Annotated in this window: 9 protein-coding genes; 3 read left to right on the forward strand and 6 right to left on the reverse strand. The window is 58.9% G+C overall.

The genetic code is table 11. From position 1 onward, the window contains the following. Positions 1 to 89 precede the first annotated feature (89 nt). From PK28_RS03005 to PK28_RS03020, 4 genes are all read right to left on the reverse strand, one after another. Entirely contained in the window at positions 90 to 485 is a 396-nt protein-coding gene (locus tag PK28_RS03005; protein ID WP_044511249.1) for a hypothetical protein, read from the reverse strand. A gap of 15 nt (positions 486 to 500) precedes the next feature. Further along, on the reverse strand, positions 501 to 2,927 hold the full coding sequence (locus PK28_RS03010) for a penicillin acylase family protein (protein ID WP_231576208.1): 2,427 nt from the start codon (positions 2,925 to 2,927) through the stop codon (positions 501 to 503). A 144-nt stretch (positions 2,928 to 3,071) separates the two neighbouring features. After that, complete coding sequence (locus PK28_RS18795; RefSeq protein ID WP_048825497.1) at positions 3,072 to 3,704, reverse strand: outer membrane beta-barrel protein; 633 nt, start codon at positions 3,702 to 3,704, stop codon at positions 3,072 to 3,074. 138 nt (positions 3,705 to 3,842) lie between these two features. Next, on the reverse strand, positions 3,843 to 4,655 hold the full coding sequence (locus tag PK28_RS03020) for a septal ring lytic transglycosylase RlpA family protein (RefSeq protein WP_082016929.1): 813 nt from the start codon (positions 4,653 to 4,655) through the stop codon (positions 3,843 to 3,845). Between the two features lie 352 nt (positions 4,656 to 5,007). On the opposite strand from PK28_RS03020, the gene PK28_RS03025 reads away from it, so the two are divergent. Together PK28_RS03025 and PK28_RS03030 are read left to right on the forward strand one after the other, a co-directional pair. Next, entirely contained in the window at positions 5,008 to 5,919 is a 912-nt protein-coding gene (locus PK28_RS03025) for a DUF72 domain-containing protein (protein WP_044511262.1), read from the forward strand. A gap of 101 nt (positions 5,920 to 6,020) precedes the next feature. Continuing rightward, on the forward strand, positions 6,021 to 8,111 hold the full coding sequence (locus tag PK28_RS03030; RefSeq protein WP_048825499.1) for a matrixin family metalloprotease: 2,091 nt from the start codon (positions 6,021 to 6,023) through the stop codon (positions 8,109 to 8,111). Positions 8,112 to 8,119: 8 nt separating this feature from the next. Here the strand turns inward: PK28_RS03030 and PK28_RS03035 are convergent, their stop codons facing one another. Next, a complete protein-coding gene (locus PK28_RS03035; protein ID WP_044516132.1) occupies positions 8,120 to 9,067 on the reverse strand; it encodes a 3-oxoacyl-ACP synthase III family protein in 948 nt (315 codons plus the stop codon). A gap of 165 nt (positions 9,068 to 9,232) precedes the next feature. Between PK28_RS03035 and PK28_RS03040 the strand changes: the two genes are divergently transcribed. Further along, complete coding sequence (locus tag PK28_RS03040; RefSeq protein ID WP_044511265.1) at positions 9,233 to 9,808, forward strand: hypothetical protein; 576 nt, start codon at positions 9,233 to 9,235, stop codon at positions 9,806 to 9,808. Between the two features lie 14 nt (positions 9,809 to 9,822). Here the strand turns inward: PK28_RS03040 and PK28_RS03045 are convergent, their stop codons facing one another. Beyond that, entirely contained in the window at positions 9,823 to 10,848 is a 1,026-nt protein-coding gene (locus PK28_RS03045) for a DUF3667 domain-containing protein (protein ID WP_044511268.1), read from the reverse strand. Positions 10,849 to 10,889 lie beyond the last annotated feature (41 nt).

Below are 10,889 nucleotides of genomic sequence, written 5' to 3' on the forward strand. Positions count from 1 at the left end.
TGTCGAAGCATCTCTACCGCTTCGTATGGGTTTACTACACTAGCGAGATGCTTCGACTGCGCTCAGCATGACAATTCTATAATACATTCTTAAAGCGTTAATTTTCTGGCTGCCGGCTGCAGTGGCTCCACCGGTACTTGTCGCTGACTTAGCACAGCCTGCCGCACCCACGTGCCAGCCAGGGCCGCAAAGCCGCCTACCAGCCCGCCCAGTACTGCCGTTACCAGCACCAGCACCCAGCCGTGGCCGCCCAGAGGCAGCAACTGCGCCACCCGGTGACTTAGAATGCCCTCCGTGCGCACGTGCAGCCAACTGGCTAGGATAAGCCAACCCAGCCCTACCCCGGCAAACCCGGCCAGCCATGCCTGACCGCCCTTGCGGCCGCGCCAGGCAGCCAGCGCAAAGCAAAGCGGCGTAATAATCCACCACGGCATGAAAAGCTGCGCAATGGCCGCCAGCACCAGAATCAAGAGAAAAAGCACCATAACAAGGCAGAGAAGTTATTGAGAAGTAAGCGACCAGGCCGTAGTTATCCGTGGGTTGGCCTCCGTAGCCGAGCGCAGGAAAATCAGCTCGTTCAGCTGGCCCAGGCGCCAGGTTTCAATCAGGTCATCGTAGTGGGCGGAGCCGGGGTTGCCGCTTTGCCCGCCGGGAAATACCCCAAAGGCGTGCACCTGCGGGCCCAGGGCCACCACCATGCGCCAGGAAGGCCCGTTGCGCTCGGAAGTAGCATTCACAATGCCGGCCCCGCCCCCGCACACAATATCCATCCGGCCAAAGCCGGGCAGCTGGGCCAGGTGCAGAATATCGGTGCTTTTCTGATTTGCCCAGTTCCAGGTTGGGCCCAGCGGCCCAAATTTGCGCTGCAGGGAATCCACCGCAAACTGGAACGACTGCCGCGCCAGCTGGGGGAGGGTTTCCACGGCTGGGGTGCGGCGGTCGTCAATCCAGGGGCTGTGGTCTTCAGTAAGGAGTAAGGTATTAGTCCGGTCGCGGGAAGGGTAGCGCATTTCCGGGCCGGCCTGGAGGCCAAAGTCATCCTCCCAAAGCTGCTTAAGCAACGTTTTGTACCACAGCTCAAATACGGTAGGCCCCACAGCCCCGGCATCGTAGAAGTAGTTCCAGCGGCTGAGCGTCTGTTCTACTTGCTGCTGGGCCGGGCTGAGCGGCTGGCCGCGCAGGAGCGCCAGCAGGCGGGGCAGCATGAGCTGAGCATTAATGCCCAGATTATCGTTCTGCAAAAGCCGCAGGCTGTCTACGGTGGCGCCGGTCATGCGGGCCAGTCGCTGATTAATGCGGTGGCCCCGGTCCCAGGAACCGAACTCCCAGCCCAGATAATACGGGTAATCGGGCCCGGCGGAAAACTGATTGGCCGAGGAAACGAAGCCGCGCGCCGGGTTTTTCACGTGCGGGTTTTGCGTCTGCGGAATCCAGCCCTGCCAGTCGTGGGCGGGGTTGGTGCCATCCAGAATAAACTTGCCCTGGTCGCGCCATTTCAGCGGGAAGCGGCCATTGGGCCAGATGGCAATATCATTGCCGGCATCGGCAAAGATGAAGTTCTGGGCCGGGGAGCCGTAGGTGCTGAGGGCCGCAGTGTAATCGGGGTAGGAGTGGGCGCGGTTGAGGCGGTAGAAGGCCAGCACTTCGTTGGCGCCGTCGTGGGCCGTCCAGCGCATGGCGTGCCGGATGGGCGTTTGCGAAAGGAAGGGTTTCTCATCGTGGTTGTACACAATAGGACCGTGGTGGGTGTAAAGCACCGTGTCCAGGCGGTCGGGCTGGCCGCGCACTTTTATGCGCTCCACCACGCGCCGGATGGGCTTCCAGCGGCCATCGTGCCAGTATTCGCGCTGGGAGGCATCCTTAAACTTCAACTGATACCAGTCCAGCACATCAGCCCCCACGTTGGTTACGCCCCAGGCCACATCGGTATTAAACCCAATAATAACGGTGGGTGCGCCCGGAATAGTCACGCCATACACATTCACGCCCGGCGCCGAGAGCTGAATCTGGTACCAAATGCTGGGCAGGTTCAGCTGCAAATGCGGGTCGTTGGCCAGCAGGGGAAAGCCGGAGGCTGACTTGCTGCCGCTGACGGCGAAGTTGTTGGAGCCCAGCTCGGCATCCGGCTCATTGCGCTGAGTGTTGTTGGATAGTTCAGCCGAAAATTCCTTTGGTGTGGATGGCACCGGCACGGGCTTAAAATCCAGCGGGGTGCCCACGGGCACAATGGGGTCCTCGCGCAGGGGGTAGTCCGGAAATAGGTCTTTCAGCACCGCCGGGCCGTATTTGCTGAGGATGTTGGAGAGGCGCAAATCATCGGTGCGGCCGCTCAGGTCCCAGGCCATAAACTTCAGCAGCAGCGCACATTTCAGCGGCTGCCAGGGCTCGGGGGTATAGTTCAGCAGCTTGTACTCAAAGGGTAGCGTGGCCGGCGTGAGGGAGTTGATATAGGCATTTACGCCCGCCGAGTACGATTCCAGCACGGTGCGGGTAGTGGGGTTGGCCATCATCACGGCCAAAGAGCGTTTAGCCCCAAAAGGCAGGCCCATGCGCCGGAAAAACCGGTCGGTTTCCAGCCGCTTTTCGCCTACTATTTCCGAGAGGCGCCCGGCGGCTACGTGGGTCTGGAATTCCATCTGCCAGAGCCGGTCGCGGGCGGTAAGGTAGCCCTGGGCGAAGTACAGGTCGTGGTCGTTCTGGGCAAACACGTGGGGTACGCGCTTATCATCAAACCGCACCTGCACGGGCTGCTGCAGGCCCGGCAGGGTAAGGGTTTGTTGGGCGGGGAAATCCTGCTCCCGCTCCGCGTTCTGCCAGAACCCGCGGAAGGGGCTCAGGAACTTGCCCATGGGCGGCACGTCGCCCTGCCTGACATTGAGCACCCACGTCAGCAGCAGGCTGATGAGCACGGCGGTAAAGGCTTTCATCCACTGAAACATAGTGCACCGATGGTTTGGGCGCTTAAGGTAGAATCCTGGCCGCAAATTGCAACTGCCGGGCAGCAGAAAACGGCGCGCACGAAAAAAGGCGACCTCAACGGGCCGCCTTTTATAAGGAGTAATTCTGTATGATTATGGCTGCGGGGCGGCAGGCTGGCGCTTTTGCAGGAAGATGCTGAGGCCCAACTGCCCACGTAGGTTGCCGCCTGAATAGGCCTGTCCCAGATCAGTATGGTAATACCCGGCCGTAGCTTCCAGGGCAATGTTTGGGGTGAAAAAGTAATTATAGCCTACTGCGCCATGGAAGCCCGAATAGGTATTTCTGGAGTTCTGCTGCACCGTAGCTTCCCCCTGTTGCTTGGTCTCAGCCCGAAAGCGCGAATGATACAGGGCAACTCCCGCTTCAGCAAAAAAGCGGTGCTTGCTGCCACTGGGAACATAGTAACGAGCAAAAGGGCCCAGACCATAGCCTATTCCTTGGTGGGTATAGCGGTAGGGCGTTATAGGAGTAGAGGTATAGGTATTCTGACTGAAGTATGAGTAATCAACATTCACTCTGGTACCTACCAGAAAATTATCCAACAGAAAAATACCAGCACTGGGCGACAGGCTCGCTGAAATATTGGAACCATTACTGTTTGCATTGTGGGAGTAACCAAAGTTACCACCAGAAAGCCCCAGCATGACGGTGCCTTTTTCTGTTTGCGCTGAGGCGGATATAGTGAGCAGCGTAGCGCCGCCCAGCAGCATCAACTGCTTTTTCATACAATGAAGTAGGGAGAAGGAATAGAGAAACAGAATGCCCCACCATGATTCCAACTACCCCGGCCAGCGTTGCAAGGCGCACAAAAAAGCCCGCCAGACGCTTGAGTCTGACGGGCTTTTATATAACCAATCTCTACGCTAAATATTCTCTTTCTGCCTTACCAGGCCACTGATGCCCCACTCCTGCAGCTTGCGGCGGGTGGTTTCGGCTTCCGCCGGCGAGGCAAACTGCCCTACCAGCACGCGGTTCAGGGCGCGGCCATCCACGGTAGAAGCAGCAATGCTCACAGACAGGGTTTTATCGAGGGCCAGGATTTTAGCCTGCACGGCCTGGGCGTTGCGCGCATCGCCGTAGGTGCCGGCCTGAATAACAAAAGTGGGGGCGGGCTGCGGAATCACTACCGCATCGGCGGCTTCGGTAGCGCCGGGCTCAATTACGGTAGCCAGCGTGGTAGCAGCAGAATCAGTGGTCAGCTCAGCCAGATTCGCGGGGGCGTCCGTGGGGCCGAGGGGGGTATCGTCAGGTACGATTTCCGCCACTACTGATACGGCGCCCATACGGATAATGTCCAGCGGGCGGGCGGCTACTTCGGCCAGATCCAGGATGCGCTGGTGGCGGAAGGGGCCCCGGTCGGAAACCCGGACTACCACGGCCTTGCCGTTTTTGGGGTTGGTTACGCGCAAACGCGTGCCGAAGGGAAGCGTTTTGTGGGCGCAGGTATATTTAAACCGGTCGAAACGCTCGCCGCTACTGGTGCGCAGGCCCTGGTGTTCTTTGCCATACCAGGAGGCCCGGCCCCGCAGTACGGTTTTTTTAGCGGCGGTTTTGCCGGTTGGGGTTTCTTCTATTGTCTCTGTACGAGCCCAGGCAGTGCTGAGCGGGGCAGATAGCAGCAAACAAAGTAGTGCCATCATCAAGCCCGATACATCCATTCGGTAGAGTAACTTCATAGTGTTCGTTGCGTTGGTGAAGGGTGGCAAAACTATTAGCACAATCCTAAATCGGTGGGATACTTCCAAAGGAGAGCTGCCAGTGTTAGCTTTGTTATTGTCTTTTTCCGATAAAACTTGTACAAAATATATGCAATAAATTTTCACAAAAAATTGCGCTTACTCTTGGTTGATGCACTTTTTTGAATTATTAAGGGACGATTGACTGGAATCCAAGAAAATTAGACAATAAGGGAGATAAAAAATTTTGGCTATCAGCTCGTCGAGTAGTCGAAACCCTGGTTGCATAGGTGCCGATTATTTGTTATGAACATAGACGTCCGCTGAGGTAGACTGCCTCGTATCTTGCCGTATGGATTTTGGTCGCCTTTCTGATCTGCGCTACGTTGATTTTCGCCTGCCCCCGGACCACCCCGGCACTGCCGCGGTGCTGGCCCGCACGGCCCCATCCGCAGCCCCGCCCCAGGTGTTTGTGGGCTGCCCCATCTGGACCAATAAGGCCTGGCTGGGATCTTACTTTCCGGCCGGCGCCAAAGAGGCAGATTTTCTGAGCCATTATGCCCGGCAGTTTAACAGCATTGAGCTGAATACCACCCACTACCGCATCCCTGATGCGCCCACCGTGCGCAAATGGCGGGCGGCCGTGCCGGAGGGCTTCCGCTTCTGCCCTAAAATGCCGCAGAGCATCAGCCACGAGCGGGAGCTGTATAATGCCGATGACCTCACCACTACCTTCTGCCGGGCTATTCTGGAACTGGGCCCGGCCCTGGGAATGGCTTTTCTGCAGCTGCCGCCGCACTTCGGGCCCGAGCGGCTGCCCCGGCTGGAGCGCTACCTGCTCGATTTTCCTGCCGAAGTGCCCCTGGCCGTAGAGCTGCGCCACCCCGCTTGGTTTGCCGATAACGCCCTGCGCGAATCTGTGTTTGAAATGCTGGAAGCCCTGGGCAAAACTCTGGTGATAACCGATGTTGCCGGCCGCCGCGACGTGCTGCCCCAGCGCCTGACCACGCCCGTAGCCTTCGTGCGCTTTAACGGCCACGGCCTGGTGTCCACCGACTACCAGCGCGCTGATGCCTGGGCCGAGCGACTGGCCGCCTGGTTAGCTGCCGGGCTGCAAACCGTTTACTTCTTCATTCATCAGAAAGACATTATGCATGCCCCCATCTGGACGCAGTATTTCCTGGAGCGCCTGCATACCTTAACGGGCCTGGAGGTGGCGCCACCCCGCATCATTCCCCAACCGGTGCAGGGTAGCCTGTTTTAGCTTCTAAGTATTTTGTTTTTCTGCTGATTCCAGGGTGTCAGAACGCCACAACCCGCCTAAACTCCGTACTTCTGCCAAACGACTTTTAGCTCGGCTGTTACATGAAATTATCTACCCTTTTGCGGCCGCTGCTGGTGGCCGGGCTACTTTCTGCCGGCTTGCTACAGGCACGGGCCCAGGCCCCCGAGCAGGAGCTGCGCTGCCTGCTGCAGCCCTTGCCGGAAGCCGAGCGGGTGCAGCAGGCCCGGCTTATTTTGGAAGGCGAAGTGCTAAGCGCGAAAAGCTTCTGGGATGCCGCCCACCAGCGCATTTATACCGCCCACCGCCTCCGTATATATAAGGTGTTTCAGGGGCAGAATACCAGCCCCGAGCTTACCCTGATAACGGAAGGCGGCACGGTTGGCCTGGATCAGCAGCGCCTGACCAATACGCTCACCCTTAGCCCCGGCGAGCAGGGTATTTTCTACCTGACCCCGGCCAACTTTGCCGGCGCCCCAGCGGCCAGCTGGATGGCCTACGGCAGTGAGCAGGGCTTTATTCGGTATGATCTGGCCCGTGGCACGGCCGCCGAGCCATTCCGCCAGTATGCCGCCCTCGACCAAACCTTTTATGCCCGCCTGGAAGAGGCCACGGGCCGGGCGCTGCGCTCCATACAGCCCAATCTGCGGCTGCAGGAAGCGGCGGTGCGCCGGCAGGCGGCAGTAGGCCGCCCCCAGGCAGTGCTGATCAGCACGCTCACGCCCTTGCGCATTACCGCCGGCACCGGCCAGGTGCTCACCATCCGGGGTACTGGTTTTGGCGCTACGCGGGGCAGTGGCTTTGTAGAGTTCCGCAATGCCGATGATGGCGGGGAGACGCTGGTAAAGCCTCAGGCTACGGACTACATCAGCTGGACCAACTCCGAAATTAAAGTGCTGGTGCCCACCTACGGTGAGGGCGGCAAGGCGGCCGGCAGCGGCACGGTGCGCGTTACTACCAATGGGCAGGATGCCGGTACCAGCTTAGCTACGCTTACTGTAATATATGCCGTGAGCACCGTGCAGGAGCAGAATAGCAAAGACATAGTGCGCCCCAACCACGCCAACCGCAACGGCCGCGGCGGCTATACCATTCAGCCTACCCCGGACTTTATAAGCCGTGGCGCTTTGCCGGCATTTGCGCGGGCCCTGGCCACCTGGCGCTGCAATACCGGCGTAAACTGGGAAGTAGGCGACACCCGCACCGGCACCATAGAAGCGGAAGACAACATCAACGCGCTGGGATTCGATGGCGGCAGCCAGCTACCCGCCCGCGTGCTGGGCCGCACTACCAGCTACTACACCGGCTGCCGCCGCCCCGATGGCCAGATAGTATTTGCCGTGAAGGAGTTTGATATGGTGTTTGATGACGTGCAAAGCTGGCAGTATGGCCCGGGGCTGCCTTCCGCCACCCAGTATGATTTTGAATCCGTAGTGCTGCACGAGCTGGGGCACGCCCAGCAGCTCTCCCACCTCATTTTGCCCGGCGCCGTGATGCACTACGCCTACGGGCGGCAGCAGTCTGAACGGGAGCTGAACCCGGAGAGCGACATTGCCGGCGGCCGGTTTGTGCTAACCACCCGCAGCTTCCGGAACCTGGGCTGCGGACCGGCGGCCATGCTCCCCGCCCCGCTGGTGCGCGTAGATCCGCAAACCGTGCTGGCCGGCCAGAACCAGGTGTTCTGGACCACCCGGGAGGAGTGCTTTGTAACCGAGTTTGTGATTGAGCGCAGCCTGGATACCCTTACCTGGGAGCCCATCGGCCGCGTAGCCGCCTCCGATGCCGGCTCCTACAGCATTACGGATGCCGCCCCGCCGGCCGGCCGGCCCTACTACCGCGTAGGTGTGGTGCGTCCCGGCGGCGTTATTGACTACGCTGCCCCGGCCCGGGTGCGGGATAGTGCCCTGCAGGCCAATCAGCTGGAGCTTTTTCCCAACCCCGTAACCGACGAAACCCCCAACATTCAGTTTTTAATTGAGACAGAAGGCCAGCTGCTGCTGCGGGTGTATGATGCCGTGGGCCGCCAGCTGCAAACGCAGGTACTCACGCTGCAGCCGGGCCTCAATATTGTGCCGCTGCGCCTGCCCGTGCTGCGCGCGGGCTGGCACGTGCTGCGCTGGTCAGACTACAAAGGCCACGAAGGGCAGATTCCGTTTATCAGAGGAATGAATTAGGCCGCCGGTTAGCGCTCCAGCAGCATGGCGCCGTAGGAGTAGCCGCCGCCAAATACCGTCAGCACCACGCGGTTGCCGGGCTGCAGCTGGCCCATAGTATCGGCCAGGCCAATAGCGGCGCCGGCGCAGCCGGTATTGCCCAGGTACTCGATATTGGATACCGCGCGCTCCTCCGGCAAAGCCAGCGTTTGCAGCACATTGTTGGTGATGCGGCGGTTGGCCTGGTGCGGAATCAGGTAGGTGATGTCGTCCAGGTGCAGGCCGTTACGCTCCATGATCTGGCCGGTTACGCGGGCCATGTACTGACAGGCCCAGATAAACACGTCCTTGCCAAAGGGCATTACAATGCCGCGCTCCACAGGCTTCAGCGTTACGCTGATGGTGGCTTTGCCCACGGTGGCGGCCCCGCCCGTCATCAAATCCACCATGCGCAGGTCGGTGGGGGCCAGGCGCTCTTTGGTTACCAGCAGGGTAGCGGCGCCGTCGCCCCAGAGGTGGCCGGCTACGGTATCGTCCTCGTTGTAGTAGGCGGTGTTGTGCTCCGAAACCACGACCAGTGCCCGGGTGGCTTTATTCATGGCAAAGTAGCCTTCCACCACTTCCAGCGCATTCAGCAGGGAAGAGCAGGCCGAGGAAACGCTGACTACCGGAATATCGGGTACATCAATAGCGTGCTGCACCACGTGGGCCAGGGTTACAATGGTATCGTGGGGGGTGTAGGTGGCGCCTACAATCAGGTCTACTTTTTCCGCTTCAAAAGCCGGGGCGGCGGCCAGGGCGCGCCGGGTGGCTTCAATGGCCATAGTGTTGGTATTCTCACCTGGGCCGGCTTTGCGCCGCTCCCGAATGCCGGTCCGCTCAACAATCCATTCGTGGGAGAGGCCGTTCAGGCGGGAGAAATGCTCATTCGTGACTACCTGCTCCGGCAGATAGTAGGCAACGTGGTGAATATACACTGGCAAAAACCGAAAATGCGGAATAGAAATCAGGTAGCAAGGTACGGGACCCCGGCCAAAACTGGCAAACCTGGGAAAGCGGCGCGTACTTTGCACCGCCGTTGTGCGTTCAACGGACATTATCCGTTGTCGGGTTCATTCTGAAGTATACCTTTTTCTTAATTTATGGTGTTTGCGCGTTTCTCCGGCCGGGTGTTTCTGGTATTGCTGCTCGTGGTTTTGTCGTTTTCCGGCGCGCAGGCGCAGAAATACCGCACGGCGGCGGGCTTCCGCTACAGCCCCAATGGCTATGGCTTAACGGTGCAGCAAAAAGTGTGGGAGAAGTCCACGCTGGAAGGCCTGGCGCTGGCCGATACCCGGGAGGTAAGTGCTACCGTGCTGTTAGAGCGGCACTTCCCCATTCTGGGCCCCAGTCTCAACTACTACTTTGGGGCAGGCGGCCACGTGGGCAACAACAAGGACAACGGCTCCTTTGGCGGCTTCGACGGCATTGTGGGGCTGGAGTATAAAATTGCTTTCACGCCCTTGGTTATCTCTACCGATTTTAAGCCTTCCATTGAGTTTAACTCCGCCGACTGGGCGCGCTTTCCCACCGGCTTGTCGCTGCGTTACATCCTAGTGAAAGAAAAGAAGCGCGGCTTTCTGGAAGGCATTCTGGGCGGGGATGATGACAAAAAGAAATCGAAGCCGAAAAAGGAGCAGAACAACGGCTTTCTGAAAGGCATTTTCAACCAGCAGTAGTACCGCTGAGCTGCCTATACCATCATCAGGCTGGCCACCAGCGCGCCCATCAGCACCAGGGCAATAACCAGCCCGTAGCTCAGCATCATCAGCAGCACTTTGGCCAGCGTTTTGCGCCCCGACTGCTGATAGATGAGGCGCAGCGCCTTGTAGAGGTACCACGCCGGCAGAAATAGCATCACCAGCACTACCCAGTCTGAGCTGTACACGTAGCCCAGCAATAGCTTGGCCGTGAACAGCAGAAAGGCAAAGCAATGGAAGTGGATGGACAGAATCAGGTGGCTGATGTAGTACTGGTGGTGCCGGATGTAAAGCGCCTTCAGCAACAGGGCAAACAGAGGCATCAACAGAAACATAGCTATGGAAATGCTCTTCTGCAGCTTGTACTCAATCTCCTCTTTGGTGGCATTCTGAATGCGGGGCAGGCGGTTCAGGGCCAGCCGGCGGTACCAGGTGGGTTCCTTGCCGTTAGCCCGAATCATGGAATCGGTGCGGGCGGCGGTGGCGTGTTCCGAGAACCATTGCACGTCCCGCTGGCTTAATTTCAGATCGAAGATATTGGTGGTGTCCTTGCTGTCGGACTTGCCCACGGTGAAACCAAAAGGCTTTTCTCCCACCGTATTCTGCAGCAGCGAATCGGCTTCGGCCAGCTCTCGTTTATCGGCCTCTGTGGTTACTTTAAGATCAGAAAATACCTTCTCCTTCTTGCCCGAATCACTGTGCTGCAGCGAGAGCAGCAGGAAAAACACAAAGCTGATAAAGACATACAGCCGGATAGGCGGGACAAAATCTACCCGGTGCCCGTCGTTAAACAGCTGGGTGAGGCGGCCGGGTTTGAACAGTAGCAGCCGGAGCGTGCGGAAAACCTTGGAGTCGAAGTGAAACACGCCCTCCAGCGTTTCTTCCAGTACGTGGCCAAAGGAGAGGTTTATCTCATGATTCTGCTGGCCGCAGCGCGGGCAAAACTCATTGGGCTGCTCTTCGGGAAACGGGTAGGCGCAGTTGGCGCAGGCAGGTAGCTTAACTTGGGAATGCGACATGAACGGGAAAAAGAGCCGCGCAAAGGAAGACAGCGCAATGG

Origin of the sequence: Hymenobacter sp. DG25B, from assembly GCF_000801315.1 — a bacterium.
Taxonomy (GTDB): domain Bacteria; phylum Bacteroidota; class Bacteroidia; order Cytophagales; family Hymenobacteraceae; genus Hymenobacter.

Bases quoted from the DNA above. Each gene is read 5' to 3' on its own strand.
- PK28_RS03010 (WP_231576208.1), bottom strand. From the start codon at position 2,927: ATGAAAGCCTTTACCGCCGTGCTCATCAGCCTGCTGCTGACGTGGGTG.
- PK28_RS03025 (WP_044511262.1), top strand. From the start codon at position 5,008: ATGGATTTTGGTCGCCTTTCTGATCTGCGCTACGTTGATTTTCGCCTG.
- PK28_RS03040 (WP_044511265.1), top strand. From the start codon at position 9,233: ATGGTGTTTGCGCGTTTCTCCGGCCGGGTGTTTCTGGTATTGCTGCTC.
- PK28_RS18795 (WP_048825497.1), bottom strand. From the start codon at position 3,704: ATGAAAAAGCAGTTGATGCTGCTGGGCGGCGCTACGCTGCTCACTATA.
- PK28_RS03005 (WP_044511249.1), bottom strand. From the start codon at position 485: ATGGTGCTTTTTCTCTTGATTCTGGTGCTGGCGGCCATTGCGCAGCTT.
- PK28_RS03020 (WP_082016929.1), bottom strand. From the start codon at position 4,655: ATGAAGTTACTCTACCGAATGGATGTATCGGGCTTGATGATGGCACTA.
- PK28_RS03045 (WP_044511268.1), bottom strand. From the start codon at position 10,848: ATGTCGCATTCCCAAGTTAAGCTACCTGCCTGCGCCAACTGCGCCTAC.
- PK28_RS03030 (WP_048825499.1), top strand. From the start codon at position 6,021: ATGAAATTATCTACCCTTTTGCGGCCGCTGCTGGTGGCCGGGCTACTT.